Source organism: Sphingobacterium sp. JUb56 (assembly GCF_014191365.1).
Lineage (GTDB): Bacteria > Bacteroidota > Bacteroidia > Sphingobacteriales > Sphingobacteriaceae > Sphingobacterium > Sphingobacterium anhuiense.
Genome location: NZ_JACHWL010000001.1, coordinates 3,355,761 through 3,381,036, shown reverse-complemented (window position 1 = coordinate 3,381,036; position 25,276 = coordinate 3,355,761). Strand labels below are relative to the sequence as shown.

23 protein-coding genes, 6 tRNA genes and 1 riboswitch are annotated in these 25,276 nt (G+C 36.5%); of the genes, 5 read left to right on the top strand and 24 right to left on the bottom strand.

Annotated features, from left to right (window positions below):
- Positions 1–127: 127 nt before the first annotated feature.
- The 4 genes from FHR29_RS14470 to FHR29_RS14455 are packed head-to-tail and all read right to left on the bottom strand — an operon-like array spanning position 128 to position 3,327.
- On the bottom strand, positions 128–799 hold the full coding sequence (locus FHR29_RS14470) for a diacylglycerol/polyprenol kinase family protein (RefSeq protein WP_183915497.1): 672 nt from the start codon (positions 797–799) through the stop codon (positions 128–130).
- Positions 799–1,524, bottom strand: coding sequence for a phosphatidate cytidylyltransferase (locus FHR29_RS14465; protein WP_183915495.1), 726 nt, complete (start codon positions 1,522–1,524; stop codon positions 799–801). Before FHR29_RS14465 ends, FHR29_RS14470 begins: the two co-directional genes overlap by 1 nt.
- A 2-nt stretch (positions 1,525–1,526) precedes the next feature.
- Complete coding sequence (locus FHR29_RS14460; RefSeq protein ID WP_183915493.1) at positions 1,527–2,108, bottom strand: CDP-alcohol phosphatidyltransferase family protein; 582 nt, start codon at positions 2,106–2,108, stop codon at positions 1,527–1,529.
- Between the two features lies 1 nt (position 2,109).
- A complete protein-coding gene (locus tag FHR29_RS14455) occupies positions 2,110–3,327 on the bottom strand; it encodes a hydroxymethylglutaryl-CoA reductase (RefSeq protein WP_183915491.1) in 1,218 nt (405 codons plus the stop codon).
- A gap of 125 nt (positions 3,328–3,452) precedes the next feature.
- Between FHR29_RS14455 and FHR29_RS14450 the strand changes: the two genes are divergently transcribed.
- Entirely contained in the window at positions 3,453–4,406 is a 954-nt protein-coding gene (locus FHR29_RS14450) for a hypothetical protein (protein ID WP_132843948.1), read from the top strand.
- A 143-nt stretch (positions 4,407–4,549) separates the two neighbouring features.
- Here FHR29_RS14450 and FHR29_RS14445 read toward each other — a convergent pair.
- The 17 genes from FHR29_RS14445 to FHR29_RS14365 form a co-directional block, all read right to left on the bottom strand.
- Positions 4,550–4,634, bottom strand: a tRNA-Leu gene (locus FHR29_RS14445).
- Between the two features lie 14 nt (positions 4,635–4,648).
- A tRNA-Gly gene (locus FHR29_RS14440) sits at positions 4,649–4,724 on the bottom strand.
- A 310-nt stretch (positions 4,725–5,034) separates the two neighbouring features.
- On the bottom strand, positions 5,035–6,279 hold the full coding sequence (gene fabF, locus FHR29_RS14435; protein ID WP_132844113.1) for a beta-ketoacyl-ACP synthase II: 1,245 nt from the start codon (positions 6,277–6,279) through the stop codon (positions 5,035–5,037).
- A 3-nt stretch (positions 6,280–6,282) separates the two neighbouring features.
- Positions 6,283–6,840, bottom strand: a complete 558-nt coding sequence (locus FHR29_RS14430; RefSeq protein ID WP_132843946.1) for a TetR/AcrR family transcriptional regulator — start codon at positions 6,838–6,840, stop codon at positions 6,283–6,285.
- Between the two features lie 307 nt (positions 6,841–7,147).
- Positions 7,148–7,232: transfer RNA gene (locus FHR29_RS14425), tRNA-Leu, on the bottom strand.
- Between the two features lie 13 nt (positions 7,233–7,245).
- Positions 7,246–7,321, bottom strand: a tRNA-Gly gene (locus tag FHR29_RS14420).
- 187 nt (positions 7,322–7,508) lie between these two features.
- Positions 7,509–8,219 carry a HesA/MoeB/ThiF family protein gene (locus tag FHR29_RS14415; RefSeq protein ID WP_132771903.1) on the bottom strand — a complete coding sequence of 237 codons (711 nt, stop codon included), beginning with the start codon at positions 8,217–8,219 and terminating at the stop codon, positions 7,509–7,511.
- A gap of 26 nt (positions 8,220–8,245) precedes the next feature.
- On the bottom strand, positions 8,246–9,367 hold the full coding sequence (thiH, locus tag FHR29_RS14410) for a 2-iminoacetate synthase ThiH (RefSeq protein WP_183915489.1): 1,122 nt from the start codon (positions 9,365–9,367) through the stop codon (positions 8,246–8,248).
- Between the two features lie 9 nt (positions 9,368–9,376).
- The gene (locus FHR29_RS14405; protein ID WP_132843943.1) at positions 9,377–10,147 is read right to left on the bottom strand and encodes a thiazole synthase; all 771 of its coding nucleotides are present in this window, start codon (positions 10,145–10,147) and stop codon (positions 9,377–9,379) included.
- Positions 10,135–10,785 (bottom strand): thiamine phosphate synthase, encoded by a 651-nt coding sequence (thiE, locus tag FHR29_RS14400; RefSeq protein WP_132771900.1) that lies wholly within the window; start codon positions 10,783–10,785, stop codon positions 10,135–10,137. Before thiE ends, FHR29_RS14405 begins: the two co-directional genes overlap by 13 nt.
- Positions 10,786–10,892: 107 nt before the next feature.
- The gene (locus FHR29_RS14395) at positions 10,893–11,489 is read right to left on the bottom strand and encodes a thiamine phosphate synthase (RefSeq protein WP_132771899.1); all 597 of its coding nucleotides are present in this window, start codon (positions 11,487–11,489) and stop codon (positions 10,893–10,895) included.
- Positions 11,486–13,300, bottom strand: coding sequence for a phosphomethylpyrimidine synthase ThiC (gene thiC, locus FHR29_RS14390; protein ID WP_183915487.1), 1,815 nt, complete (start codon positions 13,298–13,300; stop codon positions 11,486–11,488). Before thiC ends, FHR29_RS14395 begins: the two co-directional genes overlap by 4 nt.
- A gap of 27 nt (positions 13,301–13,327) precedes the next feature.
- On the bottom strand, positions 13,328–13,576 hold the full coding sequence (gene thiS, locus FHR29_RS14385) for a sulfur carrier protein ThiS (protein ID WP_221197858.1): 249 nt from the start codon (positions 13,574–13,576) through the stop codon (positions 13,328–13,330).
- Between the two features lie 21 nt (positions 13,577–13,597).
- A riboswitch (TPP riboswitch) is annotated at positions 13,598–13,696 on the bottom strand.
- A gap of 186 nt (positions 13,697–13,882) precedes the next feature.
- Positions 13,883–14,461, bottom strand: coding sequence for a GDP-mannose pyrophosphatase NudK (gene nudK, locus FHR29_RS14380; RefSeq protein ID WP_132771897.1), 579 nt, complete (start codon positions 14,459–14,461; stop codon positions 13,883–13,885).
- A gap of 471 nt (positions 14,462–14,932) precedes the next feature.
- A tRNA-Leu gene (locus FHR29_RS14375) sits at positions 14,933–15,017 on the bottom strand.
- A 14-nt stretch (positions 15,018–15,031) separates the two neighbouring features.
- Positions 15,032–15,107 (bottom strand) — tRNA-Gly (locus FHR29_RS14370).
- 99 nt (positions 15,108–15,206) lie between these two features.
- Complete coding sequence (locus FHR29_RS14365; protein ID WP_132771896.1) at positions 15,207–15,695, bottom strand: regulatory protein RecX; 489 nt, start codon at positions 15,693–15,695, stop codon at positions 15,207–15,209.
- A gap of 73 nt (positions 15,696–15,768) precedes the next feature.
- On the opposite strand from FHR29_RS14365, the gene FHR29_RS14360 reads away from it, so the two are divergent.
- The 4 genes from FHR29_RS14360 (at position 15,769) to FHR29_RS14345 (ending at position 19,957) form a co-directional block, all read left to right on the top strand.
- A complete protein-coding gene (locus FHR29_RS14360; RefSeq protein WP_183915485.1) occupies positions 15,769–18,210 on the top strand; it encodes a bifunctional UDP-N-acetylmuramoyl-tripeptide:D-alanyl-D-alanine ligase/alanine racemase in 2,442 nt (813 codons plus the stop codon).
- Positions 18,211–18,258: 48 nt separating this feature from the next.
- On the top strand, positions 18,259–18,855 hold the full coding sequence (locus tag FHR29_RS14355) for a DUF502 domain-containing protein (protein WP_132771894.1): 597 nt from the start codon (positions 18,259–18,261) through the stop codon (positions 18,853–18,855).
- 98 nt (positions 18,856–18,953) lie between these two features.
- Positions 18,954–19,316, top strand: a complete 363-nt coding sequence (locus FHR29_RS14350) for an iron chaperone (protein ID WP_183915483.1) — start codon at positions 18,954–18,956, stop codon at positions 19,314–19,316.
- A gap of 29 nt (positions 19,317–19,345) precedes the next feature.
- Complete coding sequence (locus tag FHR29_RS14345) at positions 19,346–19,957, top strand: hypothetical protein (RefSeq protein WP_183915481.1); 612 nt, start codon at positions 19,346–19,348, stop codon at positions 19,955–19,957.
- Here the strand turns inward: FHR29_RS14345 and FHR29_RS14340 are convergent.
- The 3 genes from FHR29_RS14340 to FHR29_RS14330 all read right to left on the bottom strand — a co-directional run bounded on the left by FHR29_RS14340 (position 19,954) and on the right by FHR29_RS14330 (position 25,192).
- Complete coding sequence (locus tag FHR29_RS14340) at positions 19,954–20,730, bottom strand: Cof-type HAD-IIB family hydrolase (RefSeq protein WP_183915479.1); 777 nt, start codon at positions 20,728–20,730, stop codon at positions 19,954–19,956. The two genes, FHR29_RS14345 and FHR29_RS14340, sit on opposite strands and share 4 nt — an antisense overlap.
- 166 nt (positions 20,731–20,896) lie before the next feature.
- Positions 20,897–21,754 (bottom strand): alpha/beta fold hydrolase, encoded by an 858-nt coding sequence (locus FHR29_RS14335; RefSeq protein ID WP_183915477.1) that lies wholly within the window; start codon positions 21,752–21,754, stop codon positions 20,897–20,899.
- A 78-nt stretch (positions 21,755–21,832) separates the two neighbouring features.
- Complete coding sequence (locus FHR29_RS14330) at positions 21,833–25,192, bottom strand: DEAD/DEAH box helicase (protein ID WP_183915475.1); 3,360 nt, start codon at positions 25,190–25,192, stop codon at positions 21,833–21,835.
- Positions 25,193–25,276: the final 84 nt, after the last annotated feature.

Sequence of the window (25,276 nt, the reverse complement as noted above, 5' to 3'; positions counted from 1 at the left end):
TTCTAAAAAGGCAATGGAATTTTAAGATTTCAATAGGAAATGGGAATCTATAGATCGACTATAATAAAATACAAAAACTGATCCCAAAGCTAAACTTTTTCTATTTCTAAAGATGATCATTTTTTTATCAAGGAAAATATATATACAAACAGACTAATATACTTACCGGAATTGTTAAGTTATCATAGCCATCTTTGCTAAATGCCTCTGCTAATGTAGCAGTAAGAGCAATTGTGGCTATTACTATAAATTCCTCCGAATCTAAATTAGAATTATAAACGGATCTCCATGTTAAAAACATAACGATCATAGCACATATAAAGAAAACAGTAGATCCCATTAAAGTTTTTTTTGCACTAAAGATCTTATATTGCGCTAAAGGCCATTTCTTGCCGGATAGTGCGGCCATAGGATCGCAAATAGCTAAGGTAACTAAAGGTAAATAATAATATATATAGCATTCATCTAAAGATGTCTGGATTAAGAAGCACAGATAAACTGCCACTGGATATACAATACTACCTACGGATTTTCTGTCAACTGCATTGATGGATTTTAATAAATTAAATTTTAAGGATAGGAGTAAAATCACAGCAAATAATCCACAAAGAAATAGGACTGACCAATGATTTTTCAATAATATTGGAAAGAGCAAACAAATTAATCCCGTACCAATATGTACAAGTTTTCTTGTCAATTCTACCTTAATCTTGTATTGATGGTATAAAAATTCAGAAAGAGCAAATAAAAGCAAGAATGTCAATGCCAGTAAAAGCAGGTTTAACAAATCGTTTTTCATTATAATATTTCTTTAAATAAATCAGTTAACCAATACATAGCTCCAGAAAATATAAAGCTGTCAAAGCGATCTAATATCCCACCATGACCTGGAATTAGCTTACTATAATCTTTAATTTGATATTTACGTTTCAGCAATGAAGCTAATAAATCTCCAGTGAGTGCTGTAAAACAAATAGAAATTGCTGTCGCTATGGTTTGGCCAATTGAAAAATCGATGTATTGGAAAAAGAAAAAGCTGGTCGATGTTGTTAGTATTAAACCTCCAAGTAAACCTTCAAAAGTTTTATTGGGACTAATCTGAGGCAGAAGTTTTCTTTTACCAAATAATTGACCAGTAAGTTGGCTGAATCCATCAAAAGTGACCACAGTAAAGTACACAAAGCATACGTTTTCTGTTAAAGTATTGTCACTGAATTTGATAAATGCAAATAGGATCGTAAGGTAAATAAATACAGAAAAAAAGAAAAATATAATCCGTTTATTGGAAAATATATGAGCTTTTGAAATTTCAAAAAGACCTATTATTCCAATGCAAATAGCTAGACATACTGTTAATTCAAAATAGATACACGAAAATACCATGATCAGAATTACAAAGTACAACACGAGTTTTAACCAACGTTCATTAGCTTGTCGCACCTTACTCTGTTTATTGATATACTGTGTAACTAAACTGCCTATTCCAAAAAACAGGAACAATATAGAACCAAGAATTAAGTACATGATTAATTTCTTTTTTGTTGCTGTATAAGAAATATGCTCTTTAAATTAGAGTGTAGTTTTGGTAGCGTAATAACTAAGATTAATTCCTCTAGGTACGCTAGACAACTAACAATTAACATCAAGTGAAAATAGAATGCACTAAAGCCAAATACGAAGTAGCTGAAAATAAATATGCCCTGTAAGTAGCCAGTTATTTTATAAGACCATAAATGAAAGCTAGGGAATCTTTGAAATCTGATAAGCGCGCATAACTGTGGAATTAACCACATCGCAATTAAGATTATAAATTCTATTTTGTATGTTGCTACGAATACTTTTTCTAAACTAATCATTCCCATGAACGCCATAATATAAGTCCCGATGTCTGCAATCGAATCTAGTTTTGCACCAAACTCTGTTTGAAGGTTAAACAGTCTTGCGATTAATCCGTCAAGTATATCAGTTACTAGGTTTATGGACAGCAACAATATAAAGGACTCTCTATTTGCTGTAATTATAGTATAAATGATAAAAGGTAATGCCAATAAACGGTATAGTGAAATTGCATTTGGCACATTCCATCTGTTTTCTTTTTTAGTTTCCATATTACAGTGATTTTTTTCTACCGAACTTTTGATGAGCCTGCGTAAATTGACCTGCTGACAGCGCCGCGGCGATCGATAACTCGCCGGCAAGAACAAGAGCAGCAGCTATCTCGGCATATTTTATTGAATTTCCTTCTCCATAGCAGTCCATCATATCCAGACACTCTCTTTGAGTAGGTAGATTGGTTCCTCCACCTACCGTTCCTACGATCAGATTTGGCAATGTAACACAGGCGTAGAGCGATCCATTACTATTTAATTCCATTCTTGTAATTCCTGTTGCCGCTTCTGCTACGCAGGCCACATCTTGACCGGTAGCTATAAATAATGCTGTAAGCCCATTTGCATAATGACCCTGTGCGCCTATTGCACCGCTCTGGATCACTCCCATTGTGGAAGTACGCCAATACCTATCCATGAGTGCAGATGACGTTTTAAGTACCTCTGATACAATTTTAGCGGATAATTCAATTTCCGCTGTGACTTTCTTACCCCTAACGTTATTAAAGGAATATGCTGTTGCTTTTTTGTCTCCTGAACTATTTCCTTCTATAAACCAATGGCTAGGTTTAACGGGACATTGATCAATCATAAATCGACAGATCGCATCTGTACATATCGTGACCATATTTTGTCCCGATGCATCTGCTGTAAAGTATTCAAAAGATATGGTGAGATGGTTTCCTTCAATCTGAATCTTTGTATCTGTTAGCTTAGCAAATCTGCTTGTATTTTTAACAATATCGTGGAGACTTTCTTTTTTAGCAAGAAACCAAGAGATAAAAAGGCTTAAATCATTTAAATTTTCAAATTTGAATACAGGACTTCTCTGGATACCTTCCTTTAGACATATCGAAGTAATTCCTCCAGCTAGTAAGCATGCTCTCGCTCCACGATGATATGAAGCCACCAGCGCGCCTTCACTGGTAGCTAATGGAACATAGTAAGCTCCATTAGCTGCTGTACCATGAACTTTTAGCGGGCCAATGACCCCCGTAGGAATTTGACTTATCCCAATAAAATTTTCAATATTTCCATTTAATAGCGATAAGTTGATGTTACTGTCAGTAAGAATTGGATATTGTTTATTCGTTTTTTTGCTGAGATAATCACACAGTTTCGCTATCTCTGTTTGGCTGATTTCTGAAGAAAATGGTAAAGCGCATGCGTCTTCAGTATGAACGTCATATGCTTCTGTTTTTTTTAATAATGTTTTCATAATGAGCTTTTAATAAATGGACTGTTTGTTTCTTATTCCAAAGTTATTGTGATAATTGCATTTAAAATTGTGACAAACAATAAAAAATATTTTTAATTTTGTGATTATCGCAAATGATTAAACCAATGTATCAAGAAAAGCTAATCCAAGAAATATATAAAAAAATCGACGCTACTAAGTCTATTATAGAAGCCATTGCAAATGCGCTTGATATTAGTTATGATGCGGCACATCGAAGAATTTCGATGAAAAGTAAATTTTCGATAGAGGAGACAGTTCAGCTGGCTAATCACTTTGCAATTTCTTTAGATAAGATGTTTCAAAAGAGTGATCATGTCTTAGTAAAAAAAACGACAGAAATCCGGACGCCACATGACCTTTCAACTTATCTGGAAAATTCCTTTAAGTCTTTAACAGAATTCAATCCTGATCTTGGTACGTCCCTCTACTATTCCGCTAAGGATATTCCAATTTTCTATACCATAAATACAGGATTACTGTCAAGCTTTAAAAGATACGTCTGGCTCAACTTATTGAGTTTTGAGGGGCTGGAAGTATCATTCGAATCTTTTTTATCGAAAAATCCCTTAGACAATGGCGGAAAAAAATTGAACGATTATTATTCCTCCATCAGAGTAAAAGAAATTTGGAATGATACAACTATCAATAGTACGTTACAGCAGATCATGTATTTTTCACAAACTGGTTTATTGACCGCAGCGCACGGGACGATTCTCTGCGATCAGATCAAAGAGCTTTTGTTTTCGCTGGAGAAGAAATGTGTTCCGAATAATGACCAATACCAACTGTATTATCATGAACTGTTGATATTAAACAATAATGTTCTTGTTTCGAACAAAGATAGAAGGGCTTTATTTGTCCCCCATACCATGTTGGGGTATTTTATCACACACGATACTGACACCTGTCAACACGTTTCAAATTTTTATCAGCACCAGCTTAAGAATTCCAGGTTGTTAAACACAGCAGGAACAAGGGATAAGAAAATGTTTTTTAATAAGGCTTATCAAAAAATTGATCTGTATAAGGCAAGAGTAAGCGCGATGGATGAAATTTGATTTAATGCTAATGGGTCGTTTATATAACTGCAGTTTACAGTTTCGATCAGGTGGTGCTTTTAGTATGAAAATCTAGTATTTAATAAAAATATTTTAGACGGCATAGAAAACAAGAAAGCTCATCTTTTGGATGAGCTTTCTTGTACCTAGGGCGGGAATCGAACCCGCACTTCCTTAACGGAAACAGGATTTTAAGTCCTGCGTGTCTACCAGTTCCACCACCTAGGCAGGTGATATTAATGTGGAGCGAAAAACGAGATTCGAACTCGCGACCCCAACCTTGGCAAGGTTGTGCTCTACCAGCTGAGCTATTTTCGCATTGCTAACAGTTAACAAGTTGTTTTCTGTTTTGGTGATGCAAATATACGGCGATTTTTATAAAATCAAAATTTGAAACCATCATTTTTTTAATATTTAATGTAATGACCTCAAATATTGGCTCTTATTTTTTAGATTGAAATGAATAACAGAAAAACACATTGATCTGAAACTGGAGTATAGATGTTTTTTCAAAATTTTGCACCTATTATACGATGCACTATTTGTACATGTTTCAAGTAAAATGACAGCCTTTCTAAGCCGTCATTTTAAAATGTTCATTTATAAATTTTCTAAAAGTAGCCGAGATCTAGTGCTCTATTTTTTTGAAAATGGAACAAGCGATATGACCACCAAAACCAAAAGTATTGCTCATGGCTATATTTACTTTTTTATGCTTTGCTTTTCCGAGAGTTAAATCCAATTTATCAGCAAATTCTGGTTCTATTTCTTTAGAGTTTATCGTAGGCGGAACAATATCTTCTTGAACCGCCTTAATACAAGCAATAGCTTCGATAGCTCCAGCAGCTCCCAGTAAGTGCCCTGTCATTGATTTTGTAGCGCTAATAGATACCTCGTTGTTAAAACCAAACATTCTTCCCATAGCTTTCAGTTCACTTTGATCGCCCATAGGAGTAGAAGTTGCGTGCGCATTGACATAGTCTATATCTTTTGCAGCGATATTCGCATCCTCCAAAGCAAGTTTCATTCCCAGAAATGCCCCGTCTCCTTCAGGATGTGTGCCCGTAATATGATAAGCATCCGCCGCTAAACTTCCTCCAATTATTTCAGCAATAATCGGGGCATTTCTTTTAATCGCACTTTCATAGCTTTCCAATACGATAGCCCCAGCACCTTCTCCTAATACAAAACCGTTACGATGAATATCAAAAGGGCGGGAGGCACCCAAATAATCTTCATTACTTGTTGATAAGGCTTTAGATGCATTAAATCCACCGATGGAACTTTCGGTTATAGACGCTTCAGAACCTCCGGTAATAATCATATCTGCTTTGCCCCAGCGGATATAATTAAAGGCATCAACAATCGCAGTATTACTTGCAGAACAAGCAGAAGCGGTCGTATAATTTACTCCTCTAAGTCCATATTTAATGGAGATAACACCTGAAGCAATGTTTAAAATACGCTTAGAAATAAAGAACGGACTGAAGCGTGGTATTCCATTTCCTTGCTTAAACTCCGCTATTTGTTGCTCAAATGTTGAAACCCCGCCATCTCCTGAAGCCCAGATAACACCTATCCGATCTTTGTCCAGTAGATTGAAATCAATCTCAGCGTGGTGAATAGCCTCATGAACGCTAGCTAATGCATATTGCGTAAAAAGATCTAATTTTCGTAATTCTGATTTTTCCATGAATTGTAAAGGATCGAAATCTCTTACTTCACATGCGAATTTTGTTTTAAAGTTTGTCGCATCAAATTTAGTAATCATTTTTGCGCCACTTTGTCCCATAATCAGTGCATTCCAAAATTTATCTACGGTATTTCCTAAAGGCGTAATCGCTCCAATACCTGTTATAACAACTCTTTTCATCATTTAATCGTTTTTAATTAAATCTTCTTTAATAATTTTTTGTATGAGAGTGAAATCTTCATCACCGGTCAGTCTAGTAATTTGTACACTTGCAATCATCGTGGAAATAAGTAAGACGGCTTTTGTTCTAGGCTCACCTTTAAAATGAAAAGTACCCTGTTCTTGACCATATTTAAGCCAAGCAATCACCCAATTTAACACCTGTTCGGAAAAAATCTTTAGATGTTCAATTATACCTATATCTAAAGTATTGTAATCAGTAGATAGCGATCCAACGATACATATTTTATTGTCATTTTTAATATTCCTGTATATAGAGAGGAACTTGTCTAGTTTTTGTAGTGGAGACTTATCTTCAAAATCCTTTTTCATTTTGTGAAAGTTTTCAATATGATAATCTATAACTGCAATTCCCAAATCTATCTTTTGTGGAAAATGATAATGAATAGAAGCTTTTTTTATTCCAACGGCATTAGATATATCAAAAAAGCTAAAGGCATTGTAACCCTTATCCCGAATCAGGCTATCAGCAACTCGTATGATTTGTTCTTTTGTTGACATCAATTATTTTTTTGTAAATATACAAACCTACCAGTTGGTAGGCAAGGGTTGCTGATATTTATTTGAGATCAGTGGTGTGGTTGGATTTTTCCGCATGATCAGGCCTACCTGATTATGCAAGAACTTTTTTGAAGGGAGCGGATGTATTATCGCTGGGGTTATTGTATTTTGAAATACATGATGATCAGGATTTAAAATCCGAAATTTAAGTTTTAAGGGATATCTTGGTCAATTACATGTAAAGGGAGGCAATTCGAAATATTTAAAATAAACAAGAAAAGCTCATCTTTTGGATGAGCTTTTCTTGTACCTAGGGCGGGAATCGAACCCGCACTTCCTTAACGGAAACAGGATTTTAAGTCCTGCGTGTCTACCAGTTCCACCACCTAGGCAGGTGATTTAATGTGGAGCGAAAAACGAGATTCGAACTCGCGACCCCAACCTTGGCAAGGTTGTGCTCTACCAGCTGAGCTATTTTCGCTTTTGATACTGCAAATATAGGGAGATTATAGATACTACAAAATGTTTTTTTATAGCTTAAGCGTAATTCCCTCAAATGAAGCGAGATAATTTTTATCCCGCTTCAAAATACGATGTGTTTAAATTTGAATTCACCACCTTGCTAGATATGTAGGGGAACTAATACAAGCTTTCATAGTAGTCAAAACTTAAAATGAGAGCGTAGTGAATCTCCAGTGGTAAGTATCAACTAGCGTCAGTTTGTCGGAATCAACAGGTAGATCTGTTATAATTTTTAATACCTGCATGGCCATCATACTTCCCATGATTCCAGGCAGAGGGCCTAATACCCCATATTGATCACAGCTAGGAACATCTTTTGGATGGGGAGGCTCTGGAAATAAATCACGCAATTGTTTACTGCCCATGTAATTGAAAACAGCCATTTGACCTTCGAAAGCAAGAATACTTCCATACACCAAAACTTTGTTGGAACGTACACAAGCATCGTTGACCAGATAGCGTGTAGTAAAGTTATCAGAACCATCTACAACAATGTCATATCCCGCTAGGGTAACATCAACATTCTCCGAAGTGATTTTTGTCGCAATGCTGTCGACTTGGATGGATGAATTGAGTTCGCGGATATATACTGCCGCACTTTTTACTTTTTGTAGATGTACACTTTTTTCATTGTGTATAATTTGTCTGTTGAGATTATGAATTTCTACATGATCAAAATCAACAATCCCTAAATGACCTACTCCAGCAGCAGCGAGATATTGAAGAACAGGCGAACCTAGTCCACCTGCTCCAATTACAAGGACTTTTGCCGCCATAATTTTCTGTTGCCCTTCAACACCAATTTCATTAATAAAAACTTGGCGGGAGTATCGATCAAAAGCACTGTGCTGTTGCATAAATACGATAATTTGTGTTATAATTATTATTGCCTACCAGAGTAGCTTATGTCCCAGTCTTTCATAATGGGATCGTATCCAGCCTTTCTGATGATACCTTGGATAGTTTCCATACTGCGCTCATCACTGATCTCAAATTGTTCAAGCGACTGTGGATCGACCACATAGCCACCTGGATTTGTCTTCGAAGCGGCGCTCATGGTCGTGACACCGATAGGAATGATATGGTCTCTAAATTTCTCGCGTTCACGAGTTGATATGGATATTTCTAGATTTTCATTCCATAAACGATAAGCGCAGATCAATTGCAGTAAATCACGATCTTCCATAATAAAATTCGGTGTGGATACACCTTCCGCAGGTCGTAATCGAGGAAATGAAACTGAATATTTTGTACGCCAATAATGCTTCTCAAGATAATCAATATGTAACGCATTGAAAAAGCTATCGACACGCCAGTCTTCTAGACCTAAAAGAACACCAAGACCAATTTTATGAATTCCGGCTTGACCTATACGGTCTGGTGTATTCAGCCGATACTCAAAATTTGACTTTTTGCCTTTTGGATGATATGTTTTATAAACCTCTTGATGATAGGTTTCCTGATAGACAAGCACAGTATTAACCCCTTCTTCCTGCAGAATACGGTATTCTTCTAAAAGCAGAGGTTGTACTTCAATGGATATCTGCGCGAAGTGGGGCTTCAGCAATGCAATCGCATTTTTAAAGTAATTGATCTCAACTGTTTTATTGGCTTCTCCGCTTACCAATAATACATGACTGATACCCATAGATTTTAGCGCCATGGCTTCTAGCAGTAATTCTGTATTCGAAAGTGTTTTGCGCTTGATCTTATTGTCCATACTAAAACCGCAATAGGTGCAGATATTCTGACATTCATTGCTTAGATATAAAGGAGCATATAACTGGATTGTCTTACCAAATCGACGTTGTGTGATTTGTTGCGTTAATTGGGCCATTTCTTCTATTTCAGTAATGGCCGCAGGAGAAAGGAAGGTTAGAAAATCAGTTAAATTTCTTTTTTCTTTACGGAGACTTCTTCTGACATCCTCAACTGTGGTATTATATATCTTTTCCTTGATTTCCTGCCAGCTGTATAGTGTAAATAGTTCCTGAAAAGTTTGCATAAAACGTTCTTAATCGATTAAAAATGAAGTTAGCGGACTAGAAGCGATAGCACGATTTTCTGATATACCTAATCCTGCCTGATAAGCTTTGCGACCTGCTATTACAGCTTCTTTAAATGCCGTCGCCATCTGTATCGGATATTTTGCGGATGCAATAGCTGTATTGACTAAAACAGCATCAGCACCGATTTCCATTGCCTTTGCAGCATCGGAAGGAGCACCAATTCCAGCATCAATAATAACAGGAACTTGGCTTTGGGCGATGATCATTTCTAAAAAGTCCAATGTTCGAAGTCCTTTATTACTTCCTATGGGTGCAGCTAAAGGCATTACTGCTGACGTTCCAGCTTCTTCTAGTCTTTTACAGAGCACTGGATCTGCATGCATATAAGGGAGCACAATAAAACCGAGTTTTGCAAGTTGCTCTGTAGCCAACAATGTTTCGATCGGATCGGGCATCAGGTAGCGTGAATCTGGATGAATTTCGAGTTTTACCCAGTTCGTTTCCAGGGCTTCACGAGCAAGTTGTGCGGCCAAGACTGCTTCTTTTGCATTACGTGCTCCAGAGGTATTGGGGAGTAAATTTACGCCAGGGATTTGTAAAGACTCGAGAAATGTGTCTGAGGAAGACTGATGGTCCAAACGCTTTAAAGCCATCGTGACCAATTCAGAACCCGATGCGACGATAGATTCCTTCATTTGTTGCAGACTTCCGAACTTTCCTGTTCCTAAGAATAGTCTCGATTGAAATATCTGATCTGCTATTTTTAATGTATCCATTGTAGTTTATTTTTAAGTTCTTGAATGTAGTGAGGGTGTACGGTGATTAAACTTGACAGTGCTATCCCATAAATGCCAATATCTTGTAGGGGAACGATATCATCAAGTGTTATACCGCCAATAGCGTAAATCGGCGGATAGTTTTGACCGTTGTTTTTTAAATGATAAACGATGTCTTGATATCCTGTTAAGCCTAATATTGGACTTAAATTGTTTTTAGTTGCGGTGAACCGTAAAGGGCCAAGACCGATGTAATCGCAGTTTTCTGTGATGCGTTGCTGTACGTCAGAAATATTATTTGCTGTACCACCAATTATTTTGTGCGGGCCTAATACATGTCGGGCCTCTTGTATGTCAGTATCTGTTAATCCCAGATGAACTCCAGCAGCATCAATGGTTTTGGCTATGTGCAGATAATCATTGATAATAAGCGTAGCACTATGTTGCAAGCAATGCTGTTTAATACGACGTGCTAATGCGAGCACTTCATCTTTAGTGCCTTGTTTCCAGCGTAGCTGAATCCAATCTGCACCCGCTTGTAGTGCATTATTAATGTTAGTCTCCTGTTCAATAGCCGTATCTCCCTGCGAGATATACTGTATCTTACTGAACGTGATATTTTTGGGGTATGCTGTCATTGCTATTTCAATTTTTTTACTATCGCATTTTTCTGCTCAGTATAATCCGGTTTGGGTATTTCCTTCTAATCATCTGTAAAGGAATGAATTACCTGTAAGAGCAATTGTTACAGGCAATACGCATGATCTTTTATAAGACAATTTTTAAAACTTTTTACAGGTTGTGCACTCTTCCATATTGTTCCTAATAAAGCTACACCATCGACGCCGGCGTCATATGCAAGGCCTAGGTTTTCGGAATGGATACCAGCAAGCCCAATTAATTGAACTTGCTGATTATTCCGAAGTTTTAGCTGATCTTTGATAGTATGCTCCTTACCATAACCTGGTTTTGAAATACTTGAAAACATCGGACTAAACAGTGCATATGACCATTGGTTATCCAGTTGATTAAAATCTATCATACTGTGTACAGATGTTGATCGGATTACGGTATGACTATACTGATTTTGTTTTTTTGATTTTCGATCATATTCATTAAAATGTAACCGGTTTAAGTTTAACTTTTCGGCTAGATGATGATGGCTATGCATGACAAGACGATTTCGATATTGCGGATCTATTCCATAAATAAATTGACACATATCATCATCCGAAAAATTATATTTTCGAATATGCAATAGTTCCAATCCTGCATCCAGTACACTGTTGATGGTCTGGAGTTCGTTATCAATATCATGCTCGGCTGTCAAGACGATGATCATAAGTATAATTCTTTACCTTGTTCGATAAACTCTTTTGACATATCGATCATGCCTTGTTCTGCAGAATCCCGGATTTCCTGTGTGATCTTCATCGAGCAGAATTTAGGGCCGCACATCGAACAGAAGTGAGCAACTTTAGCGCCGTCTGCAGGTAAAGTTTCATCATGAAATTCTCGGGCTGTGTCAGGGTCTAAGGAAAGGTTAAACTGATCTTCCCAACGGAACTCAAACCTCGCTTTACTTAGAGCATTGTCTCGGTATTGTGCACCAGGATGTCCTTTAGCCAAATCTGCCGCATGTGCAGCCAGTTTGTAGGTGATCACGCCATCCTTTACATCTTTTCGGTTAGGTAAACCGAGGTGTTCTTTTGGGGTAACATAACAAAGCATGGCACAGCCGAACCAGCCAATCATTGCCGCGCCAATTGCTGAGGTGATGTGATCATAACCCGGAGCAATATCTGTTGTCAATGGGCCTAAAGTGTAAAATGGTGCTTCGTCACAAACCTCAAGCTGTTTGTCCATGTTTTCTTTGATCATGTGCATAGGTACATGACCTGGACCTTCGATCATAACCTGTACATCATGTTTCCATGCTATTTTGGTCAACTCACCCAAGGTTTCTAATTCAGCAAATTGTGCAGCATCGTTAGCATCAGCTATAGAACCTGGTCGAAGTCCATCCCCTAGGGAAAAAGCAACATCATATTCCTTCATAATCTGACAGATCTCTTCAAAATGCGTGTAAAGGAAGTTTTCTTTATGATGGAACAGACACCATTTTGCCATAATCGAGCCACCTCGGGAAACAATACCTGTTACACGTTGTGCTGTTAAATGGATATAACGTAAAAGTACTCCTGCATGGATGGTGAAATAAGAAACCCCTTGTTCGGCTTGTTCAATTAGTGTATCTCTGAATATTTCCCATGTCAGATCTTCTGCAACGCCTTTTACTTTTTCCAAAGCTTGATATATAGGAACTGTACCAATTGGCACCGGAGAATTACGGATGATCCATTCGCGTGTTTCATGAATATTTTTACCTGTTGAAAGATCCATAATTGTATCAGCACCCCATCGGCATGCCCAGACAGCTTTATCAACTTCTTCTTCAATGCTTGAGGTAACGGCACTATTACCAATATTAGCGTTGATCTTTACCAAAAAGTTGCGGCCGATGATCATCGGTTCGCTTTCTGGATGATTAATGTTGTTTGGAATAATTGCTCTTCCGGCGGCAATTTCTTCTCTTACAAATTCAGGGGTAATTAATTTCTTTGGAGTACGGGCACCAAAACTGTGACCGGTGTGCTGATGATCCATACCTTTAGTTGCTGCTTCGATTTGCTCAATACGCTGATTTTCGCGAATGGCTACATACTCCATCTCTGGAGTTATGATTCCTTTTCTTGCATAGTGCAGTTGACTTACATTTTTACCCGCTAATGCTTTTTTAGGTCTATGGCTGTATTCAAAACGGAGTTCATCCAGGTCCGAGTCTGCCAATCTTTCTTTTCCATAATCTGAACTGATTTGTGATAAAACTTGAACATCTTTTCTGTCCAATATCCAATTTTCACGAGTTCTAGCAAGACCTTTGCGGATATCAATCTGTGCTTGTTCATCCGTATACGGACCAGAAGTGTCATAAATAGTGACTGGAGGATTGATTTCTATTCCACCCTTGCTAAGTTTGGTCGGACTTAATGTAATTTCACGCATGGCAACCTGAATAGGATAGAGCTGACCTGAAATATAGACTTTTTTTGAATTTGGAAATGGGGTCTGGGTAATGTTTTGTTCTAACATGATGGTATAGTAATAGGTATAAGAGATTTATCCGCCCTGTGTTGCAGCGATAATTAGAATTGAGTCCTGATGCTGTAGTTTGGTTGTTGCCCAAGCCGTTTTGGGTATAACCTGGTTATTAATAGCGACAGCAATGCCCTTGCTTTTTTCTGGGAATTCCAAAAGCATCAAACCTTCCAAAGAGGTGGGGGGCTGTTCAAAAAAACGTAATTGGTGATTAATTGTGAGTTCCATTCCTTTTAAAATTTTTAAATAAAAAACTTTAGGAATGGCCACAGTTGTGCCGGTATATGCACAATGAAGACATCTACTTTTCCCTACGCCAGTATGATCCGGATCAGGTTCTAAGGGTAAAATCTCAGCCTGCAAATTTTGCAGACACCCCTAAAGTTTCCACTAAACTAGGTAAAAAATCTCAATAAACGAAAAGAGGTAGATTTATTTTAGTCTGTCCATCTTTTTGTGACAGAACCATATACTTTAAGAAGTGAAGTGTTTTATTGATGGGGACTGCTGGTATAGCGAATAATGATTCTCCCTGGCAGAGGTGGAGTTATGGGCAGGGAGAATCAATGGCAAATACTATAAAATATGCTGGAGTTTAATATATTGAAGCAGCATAATGGTTTTGGCATCTTTGATTTCGCCATTATCAACCATTTGCATCGCTTCTTTTATAGGCAATTCCAAAACTTCAATATTTTCTTCCTCCTGTTCTAGCCCACCACCTTCACTGACTTTCATTTCTTTAGCATATTCGGCTATAAAGAAATACAGAATTTCTGTGACAGATCCAGGGGACATATAAGCTTCAAATATTTTACGTACATCTGTAATTTTATAACCCGTTTCTTCTTCAGTTTCTCTTCTGATGCAATCCTCGGCATTATCTTTATCCAACAAACCTGCACAAGCTTCAATCATCATACCGCTCTCATTTCCATTGACAAATGTAGGTAGACGAAATTGACGGGTAAGGATAACTGTTTTCTGTTCTTTGTTGTACAGTAAAATAGTGGCACCGTTTCCTCTGTCGTATGCTTCCCTGCTTTGACTCATAATGGTGCCGTCCTTTTTCAAATATTCGTAAGTGATCTTTCGCAAGACGTACCAATTGTCTGATAAGACCTTGGTTTCTGTGATTTTGATGTTATCTATCATGATTGAGGTATTTCAAATTCGCATTATTAATAATTGTCATATGCATATTTTTCAGTTCTTTTATACTTTTTTTCTAAAATACGGTGGACTTTTAAAAGTAAGTTGTCGATGGCTAAAGGTATATAAATTTATAAACTCCTAAAATTGTTTATATGGGAAAAATCGATCGTGTTGAAGGAAATTTTATTCAGTAGCGATTGCCTTATGAGCTGATATAAAATGATGAAGATCATGTAGAGGACAGGTTAAAAAGTACTTGAGATCTTAGATACATTTTATTGTGTATTTATAGAGGGTTTATAGAGATATACCTCTATGAACCCTCTATAAAACCTCTATAATATCACTATCACCTATCTAGAAATATACAAGATGGAAACAATAAAATGCAATGGTAAATCTATTGATATCAATAAAAAAATCAAAGGTCTATAAACAAGAAAAGCTCATCTTTTGGATGAGCTTTTCTTGTACCTAGGGCGGGAATCGAACCCGCACTTCCTTAACGGAAACAGGATTTTAAGTCCTGCGTGTCTACCAGTTCCACCACCTAGGCAGGTGATATTAATGTGGAGCGAAAAACGAGATTCGAACTCGCGACCCCAACCTTGGCAAGGTTGTGCTCTACCAGCTGAGCTATTTTCGCATTGCTAACAGTTAACAAGTTGTTTTCTGTTTTGGTGATGCAAATATAGAGCTAATAATTAAAAAAACAAATTTTAATATAAGCTTTATTGTCTTTTTTTTATAAGCCCTTTTCTTTCAGGAGAGAAGAAATGAGATCACTTTCGAAACCTCTTGATAAAGCATATTGAAATAACTTGTTTTTTAGAATATAGACATCTTTATCTTTCAATGATAGTTGCTTTTTATCTAAAAGATCATGGAGTTTATCTTCATACTCATCTAAATCAATTTTTGAAAATGCAATTTTGATTAAAGGGTCGGATACCCTTTTGAGTTTTAAGGACTGCTTAATCTTAATCTTTCCCCAACTTTTTATTCTAAGCTTACCTAGAGTATAGGCTATAGCAAAGCGTTCTTCATTTAGAAAATTGTCCGATATCAATTGTGAAATGATTTCCTCTACATCTTCTTGATGCAAGCCCCATTCGTATAATTTATCCCGGACTTCTTGTTGTGCCCGTTCTTGATAAGCACAATAACTGGCAGCCTTAAGCAATGCTTGCTTAGGTGTGTATATTTTTTTTCTCGTTTTCTCTTCGTCAAACATCTTTACAAATTTCAAAAATATATTGAACTTATTGAAAAATTGTGGAGCTTTGATTGAATAAATATTTTAAAAAATGTATACCATATCGGATATTTCAGAGATTGTTGTTCCTAAAAGATCAATTATTGTTCATCATAAATCTATCATTCAAAATCTGATTTATGATACACGTAAGATCGTAAATGCTGAAACAGGATTATTCTTTGCCTTGATCAATCGTCGTGATGGACATGAGTTTATCATGGATGCCTATAGTAAAGGGATTAGAAATTTTGTGTTACAAAATGACTTTCAGCAAGAACTGATATTGCCAGATGCTAATGTTTTATGGGTCGCAGATACTTTTTTAGCATTACAGGCAGTAGCAGAAACACAGCGCATGAAATTTAAATCTCCTGTATTGGGTATTACAGGGAGCAACGGTAAGACTATCGTCAAAGAATGGTTGTTTCAACTGCTATCTCCAGAATATAAAATCTATCGCAGTCCTAAAAGCTATAATTCACAGCTGGGTGTTGCTTTATCACTATGGGAACTAAATGAACAATATAATTTCGCCATCATAGAAGCTGGAATAAGTGAGGTCGGTGAAATGGAGAAACTCCAAAAAATGATTAAACCCACGCATGGTGTATTAACCAATATCGGGGTAGCCCATAAAGAAGGGTTTCAATCGAAAGAGGAAAAAATTGCGCAGAAGCTGAAACTTTTTACAGATGCTGAGGTATTGGTCTATCCTAAAAAGTATCTTGAACAGATCTATATGCCGTCTCAGATTTACAAATTTGCCTGGGGAGAGGATGAATCGTGTCAATTAGAGGTTTATTCGCTTAAGAAGGAAGGTGATCAAGCTACATTGGTAAGTTTATGTTTTTCCCGTCAGTTTTTTACGGTTAAAATTCCTTTTGTTGATCAAGCATCAATTGAGAACGCGATTTCATGTATTGCAGTGATGATTACTTTTGGTTATGATTTTAAAACTATAGCCGATCGTATTGCCACGTTGCAACCGATGGAGATGCGTCTTGAATTGAAAAAAGGAAAACATAATACTTCCATTATTGATGATTCATATAGTAATGATCTGGTAGCGCTACAGATTGCATTGGATTTTTTAAAGCAACAAAAGCAAAATTCTCGTAAGGTCCTAATCTTATCCGATATTCCTGGTGTACAGTTGCATGATGAGAAGAGTATCAGTAAACTAAAGCGTTTGGTCGCAGCTAGTGGATTAACTGATTTGATTTTTATCGGACCTATTTTGAGTCAGTTGCAAGCACAGTTTTCATTACCCACGGCCAGCTACTCGGATACAAAATCATTTATAGATGGTTTTAAGCATATTGATTATAGCAATTCAACGATCTTGATAAAAGGTGCACGTGATTATCATTTTGAACAGATCAGTAAACGATTGGTTGCTAAATCACATGATACGATATTAGAGATTAATTTAAATGCATTGGAACATAACCTCAATGTATATCGGGGTCTGTTGCCTGCAGGTGTTAAATTGATGGCTATGGTAAAAGCTTTTTCTTATGGAAGTGGAAGTTTTGAAATTGCTAATTTACTACAGTTTAATCATGTGGATTATTTGACGGTTGCTTTTGCTGATGAAGGTGTTGATCTGAGAAATGGAGGCATCACACTTCCAATAGTGGTAATGAGTCCTGATGAAAATGCCTTTGATGCTATTGTACATCATAAGTTGGAACCAGAGATCTATAGTTTTAGAGTTTTAAATTCATTTCTCCGCTATCTCTTACAGCAAGGACTAAAAGATTTTCCAGTCCATATTAAAGTTGATACTGGGATGCATCGTCTTGGTTTTATGCCAGAGGAAGTTGATGAACTGCTAGCGATATTGAAAAATCAGGATGCGATGAAAGTGCAGTCTGTTTTTTCACATTTAGCTTCGGCAGGAAATGCTGTTGATAATGATTTTACTGAGAGTCAGATTCATCTTTTAGATGTTTTCACTACAAAACTTAAGGAGGAATTAGGGTATTCTTTTATCAGACATATTGCTGCGACATCGGGTATTGATCTGTGGCCAAGTGCTTATTTCGATATGGTACGCTTAGGGATTGGTCTTTATGGAATTGATATGGATCGAGATGATCTGCCGGTGAGAGAAGTTAGTGTTCTGAAGACCAATGTTACCCAGATAAAAGAGCTTGCGGCTAATGAAACAGTAGGATACAATCGCGCTGGTATGTTGCAACGTGCGAGCAGAACCGCAACCATCAAGATCGGTTATGCAGACGGTTATGATCGCAGGTTCGGTAATGGAGTAGGTAAAATGTCGATCAACGGGCAACTGGTTTCTACCATTGGAAATATCTGTATGGATATGTGTATGTTGGATGTGACAGATATTAATGTTAATGAAGAAGACGAAGTCATTGTTTATCCTGATATCAAGGAAGCGGCATTGGCTATAGGAACCATCCCGTATGAATTGTTGGTCAATATCTCACAACGGGTGAAAAGAGTTTATTTTTACGAGTAATTCGAGGCTTATTTCGCATCTTTGTAGGGTCTTTTAGATACAAGTGATATGTTATCAAAATTAATTAGAGCTTTTTTAAATTATCTTATCAAAGGAACTTTGGTCGTTGTTCCTTTAGCTGGTGCGGTTTTTTTAATTGTTTGGATTGTTGCTTCAGTCGATTCGGCGCTTAACCTTACAGGGTTATTCCTGGAGGATGAGACAGGGCATCCTTTATATATTCCCGGAATTGGTATTTTAACAGTCATTTTATTTTTGGTTGTAGCAGGGATTGTTTTTACCAATTTTGTGACAGATCCAATTAAACACTGGCTGAATAATCAGATTAACCGTATTCCTTTGTTGAATACGCTATATTCATCCATTAAAGATTTTACTGAAGCCTTTGTAGGTGATGCCAAAAAATTTAATGTTCCTGTTCTAGTTAAAGTGAATGAAATAGGTGTTAGTAAAATTGGTTTTCTGACACAATCAGATCTATCAAAAATTAAGCTTACAGATGAAGTGGTGGTTTATTTTCCCTATTCATATTCATTTGCAGGTCAGGTGGTCGTTGTAAAATCATCCTTGGTAACCAAATTAGATATGTCTGCTACAGACGCGATGAAGCTCGTTGTTTCAGGTGGTGTCAGTGGTTTAGAATAAGACACAAATACATACGTTTATATAAAACAAAAGGGAATCATTGGTAAAATGGTTCCCTTTTGTTTACATTTATCTTGAACTTTAAATCATAATTAGTGATGAATGTTGAATTTAAAACAGTAGAAGAGTATATTGCTTCTTTTCCAAAAGAAGTGCAGGAGATCTTGTTGCAGGTCCGTAATACAATTCTGCAGCATGCTCCTCAAGCTACTGAAGGAATAGCTTATGGCATGCCTGCTTATAAATTAAAAGGAAAACCGCTTGTTTATTTCGGTGGTTATCAAAAGCATATCGGATTTTATGCAACGCCGACTGGTCATTCAAAATTCGAAATAGAACTTGCTTCATATAAGCAAGGTAAAGGTTCGGTGCAGTTTCCGTTACGGGGGGCGATCCCATTTGAACTCATCGGAAGAATTGTTGAATTTAGGGTTTCAGAGACATTAGATAAGTTTAAATAGGTTATTAGGATTTTAAATTAAAGGTGGTGATGGATCGATTATGGAATCGTTTATGGAGCAGTAAAGTTCCTGAAAACTTACACGAACAATGGAAAGATAAGGCAAAACTTTCTTTTGTAAACAGTCAGTTTGATGTAGAACTTATACGAGGTTGCTTGGATAAAATTAAGGATGATCCAAAGAATACCTTATTTTTACAAGCTTTTCTAGCTTATCAGGATATTGTTTCGCAATTGGAAACTCAGAATAGTGCTGAAGCAGAAATTGATTTTATGGAAAGATATGTTTTTTTATTCAGTCAGATTTCTGCTGTAGACCTTTCCGTTGTTTGGACTAAAAAGATCGAATATCCCACTTTGTCTGTACCGAGGTTTATCTTATTGCCATTGGTTCAGAATGCTTTGTGGCAAGGATATCATGCAGCAGAAAAATATCCAATGAAAATCAAGATTTCAGTATTTGAAAAAATCATTTCATTGGATATTACAAATCATGTTAATCACCATATTGTAGATCAAAAAGTTAATGACTCTGTGGAGAATTATCAGGCTCGTCTACAGTATGAATTTGGTGATCAACATACACTTATTATGAATAGCAATGCACATACATTTCGCGCAAATCTAACTTTGAGGTTTTAGATAACCTCAAAATGTGCTAGAGCATTGTATATACCGTCACTGTCTACATCATCTGTAATATAGTCTGCAATAGCTTTTACCTCAGGATTGGCATTACCCATAGCAATTCCGTAGGCCGTATGTTTCAACATGGTGATATCGTTTCCACCGTCACCAAAAGACATGGTTTCCTTGATGTCGATATTAAAGTGTTTGATGAAAATATCGATACCAATTTGTTTGCTTTGACCTAAAGGATTCACATCTGCAAATAGCGGGGTCCAACGGCTGGCCACAGAATTAGGCATTACATTGTTCATGAATTCTTCCTGTTCCTCCGGTTGAATGAAGATATTGGTTTGAAGCACAGATCCCATATCAAAGTCTGAGTAAGATCTTTGAAGCGGGACAGGTAAATTTAAGAGTGCATACATGGAAGCGATCTCCGGTGTTACTTGAAAAATACTGATTTCTTGTTCTGACATCAGAGAGAAGCTTACTTCATTTTTTGCCGCATGGTCAATCAAAGATTGAATATCAGTGGCGTGAATACCTTTTCTGAAAAGTACATCACCCTCTTTCGTGATGCAATAACCACCGTTAAAAGTGATAAATCCGTCAAAGTCAAGGTATTTGATGTGATCTAAACTATTGATAGACCTTCCTGTAGAAACAATTACTTTTATACCTTTTGATTTTAATTCTTGAATGGCTTTTTCGGTTGAAGCGGGGACTTTGTGGGTGTCGAAACTAAGAAGAGTACCGTCGATGTCAAAAAAAACTGCTTTAATCATGCTACTTTATAAATGTTTGTGATACAAAGGTAAACATTAGAAGATTGCTTTTTGCCCCTTTGATGTCATAATGAAGATGTATTATGGGTATTTTGCTGTATTTTATCCATCAAAAAGTATTGAATTTAAATTAAGATTATTTGATTTGAAATTCATGGAACAGCTTCTATGTTAAGTAAATCTTTTCAAGAACGCAGGAGATTGCTTCCGGTGATTTTAAGATGCGTTCATGACCGACACCATTCAAGTCTATCGCCTCTGTCGGGGGATGAACTTTAAAAAATGATTGCAGATAGGTATAGGGCGCAATTTTGTCCTGTTGATCATAGAGTACAAGATGCTGTTGGCTATTATCAAAATCGTATAAACTGTTTAAATGAAAGTAAGCGGTTTTCATATTGAATTTTTCTTCAAAATTCAGAAAAAAGTGCTCTTGAACATCTTTTGGTACAGCTACGAAATCCATACTAGCTGCGAAATTTGCTTTTAAATCTATTAGTGGAGTAAGGCTAATGATCCAGTTCGGAGTATGTCTAATTTTTGCTAATGCTGCGATATTAGCCATGGCACCGAGAGAATGACCGATGACTATTGCAGGTAAACCATAGGTATTAATAATAGTTTGAACAGCTTCAATGTATAAAATTAAATTGGATAATTCTCCTTCAGCTCCTCCATTTCCAGGTGCGTCAAATGCGATTATCGTTAAATCTGGATTTTCCAATAGTTTATCAATAAGCATCGAAAAATCTGCGGCTTTTGATCCCCAACCATGCGTCAACAAAACTAAATCTTTGCCCGATCCCCAACGGTAGACAGGAAAAGATAATAGGTGACCACTGAAAAATTCATCCTTTACTGCTAATTCATCTTTTGAAGCTAACTGTATTAGTAGCTCTTGATGATGTCGCAATGGCATTTTAGGGGAATAGCAGATATACGACCAAATATCATCTAAATTAGCCGTTATAGAAATATGTTCTAAAGATTTCAGATATTCAATGCTTTGCTTTAGTTTTTTCATCAGGATAATTATTTAAAAATGTATGTTTTAAGGGCATAGATGAGCTCTTTACATTCGCTTTGTATGTAGCAATTCGATTTATTGAAATAAGCTCAGTAGGCGTTCTTTATTCATAAAGTCTGCAATCGGATTATAAGTACTGGAAATGATGTTATCTGCTATTGCTGTTTTATTGGCTTGCAGTTTCATGATTTTATCCTCCACAGTATCCGGGCAGATTAAGCGTATCGCGGTGACATCTTTTGCTTGACCTATTCGAAAGGCGCGGTCGATAGCTTGCGCTTCAACTGCAGGATTCCACCAAGGATCAACCAAATATACTAAGCTCGCCGCTGTAAGATTTAAGCCCGTTCCACCTGCTTTTAAACTTATCAGTATGACTCGCTGTGCTTCATTTTCTTGAAATTGCGTTACAATATGTTGTCTATCTCTTGTCTGTCCTGTTAATTTTAGCACTTTGATATTATGTTTGGCTAAAGCTGTTTCGATTAGATTTAGCATGCTCACAAATTGGGAAAAGATGATGATTTTCTGATATGGACTTTTGTCGAGTACTTGTTCGATAAGCATTTCAATCTTGCATGCATCTTGTTCTACACTTAAATCATCTGTTTTTAGCAATTTTGTTGAATTGCAGATCTGACGTAATTTGGTCAATCCTTTTAATACATGCATAGGACTCTTGCGTATTTCATCTCCATCTTTGACTGAGATAAATTCCCGAAATTCCTTTTCGTAAGTATCGTAGATATGTCTTTGAGCAGGCTTCATTTCGCAATAAAGTACGATTTCATTTTTTGCTGGCAACTCTTTGGCAACCTCCGTTTTTGTACGTCGCAAAATAAAAGGTTTTACTTTGCGTTGCAATTCTTCCAATCTTTTTTTATTGCTGAATCCATCAATAGGCGTAGTATAGACATCTTTAAAATATTTTTTCGAACCTAATAATCCGGGATTGGCGAACGACAGTTGCGCAAACAAATCCATGGTGCTGTTCTCGATCGGTGTACCTGTAATTACAATACGATTACGAGAACTGAGTTTGGTAACAGCTTGGTAACGTTGTGATTCGGGGTTTTTAATCTGCTGTGACTCATCTAGGAAAATATAATTGAAAGTGTGTTTTTTTAAGTGATTAATATCGGTCAATAAATTATGGTAAGAAACTAGTATCAGGTCATATTGATCGAATCCAAAGGTGTTTTTTTGACGATCTGCACCTTGTAATATAAGTACCTTAATGGAAGGAGCAAATTTCTCCAATTCGTTTTTCCAATTGAAAATTAGCGTGGTTGGAAGTACCAGTAAATTGCAATTGTTTTTTACTTTTTTACGTTGATCTAAAATAAAAGCAATGACCTGAATGGTTTTTCCGAGTCCCATATCGTCCGCTAAGCAACCACCAAAATTGAATTCATCTAAGAAATTTAGCCAATTCAATCCATCATGTTGGTAATTACGGAGTTCGCCGATAAAATCTTTTGATAATATTACGGGTTTGACCTGATCGATGTTGCGTATTTTACTTTTAATTTCTTCCAAACGTTCTTTTGCTATTTGGGATAACCATTGTTCCTCAAAATATTGATCAATGGCTGTATAATTTGTTTCTGCAATCTGTAAGTGGCTGTCATCAATGATTTCGCCTGCTAAAAAGAACTGTTCAAATTTATTCAACCATTCTTCGGGCAATATACCTTGCGTACCATCATCTAGTGTAATGAATTTTGATTTATTACGAATAGCTTTTTGAAGGTTTTTAAGCGAACCTTTACTTTTATCAAACTGCAGATCCACATTTACATTAAACCAATTCTGTCCACTGAGCACATGAATTGCTATTTTACCTTTAAAGGAGTTGAATTTATTTGCTTTTATTTCGTTAAATCCGATGATGGAAATATGATGATTGCGCCAATCTTCAAACACATTTAAGAACCAGTCCAGTTCAAGGAAATGTTTACGATGCAGATAGAAGTGCTGAAAATCTTCATCAAGTTGCTCCTGGAAATAGGGATGTTGCTTAATGATCAAGCTGATGATCTTGAGTTCTGCTTCGAGATCCCGTTTCACTAAAAATTTTTGTCCATTTTTATCAAATCCGAAGATAGATCTTCTGCTTCGAACAGGAACTTCTACATCCGCATATCGCATGGTCGGAATGAGATTGATATAATCACCAGATTCTTCAAGATAGATAATCGATTCGGTGTCGTTATAAAACTGTTGTTCTTTGATTTGTTTACTATTTGCTTTGGGAATATGTAGATAGTTGACTTCTACAATCTCCTCCATTGCTACTAAAAAATCCTTGTTAAAACCTTCGAATTTGGACTGATGTACGATAAGGTGATCTGCTGTCGTGTTGAAAAGTTTGAACAGGGCAAGGATTTGTGCATGCTCTATAAAATAGAAATGTTGCTGTAACTGAACGAAATAATCAAAGACTACAGGAAGCTGCTGTAAAGCGTGATCTTGTCCAGCGATTTGAATTGAGCTTTTAACAGTGAAAAATCTCCCGACGCGATCGATGTCAATTCGGATTGTTTTGGGTAGTTCTCTTAATGTGATCTGCGTCAGACTATTTGCCCCGATAGTTTGCGATAAGGATTTATCATGTTGATAGATTTCCAGTCCTAGTGGATTTTTAATCAGCTTTTTAAAGGCGGTGATCTGTTGTTTGCTTTCTTCTATTGTGTTCTGCCCTAAAAAATGAAGTGCGGTAAAAAATTGACTTTCTGTAATATCTTTACTTTTCCAGATCATTTCCTCACATGAAAGTTGCTGTACTGGGTTTTTTAGCGAACCATTTTTAGCGCGGGGTGCACGATAGAGTAACACCTGAGGGTGTTTATAGTATTTATGCTCTTTAAGTACTAGAATGTTGCTTAGCTGTTCTAATTCCTTATTGTTGCGTTTTAAATCAGGATTTGTTGCGGTGTTAAGAATATCTTGAGATAAATCTAGTAAATTATCCTGTTTTTTGATGGTTTTTACAACACCGTCAATGCATTGAATTTCGAAATAATCCTCGAGTTGCTGTTCATCTTCTATCCCATATTTAACTGCTATTTTAGTTAGATAATTCTGATAAGCATGATCGGAGAAAAATAAATATACCTGATCATTTTTAAAGATTTCATTCAGAACTAGCTTTTGATGGATACAGAATTCTTCGCTTTCAGAGCAATTGCACAGTAATGAGAGTACGGGAGTGTCATAAACGACAATGATATCGTAGGGAATACCTAGGGAGAGGATAGAGAAATGGCCTTCATTTTTCTTTAGTGTCAATATGCGGATTGGAGCGTTGCTATCGGATAAGTTTGACATCCAAGAATAAAAGCTGTATCGATTTTCATTGTTAAAATGAATATCTGAGAATCGAAACTGGTGAAAATCATCTGAACCCTGTGGCAAAACGTCTTTTGTATACATGCTACTCAAACTTAGATAAATTTGTTTTATTTACAATTTTAATTCCGTCATATAAAACCAATTTTATTCTTCAATATTTATGGT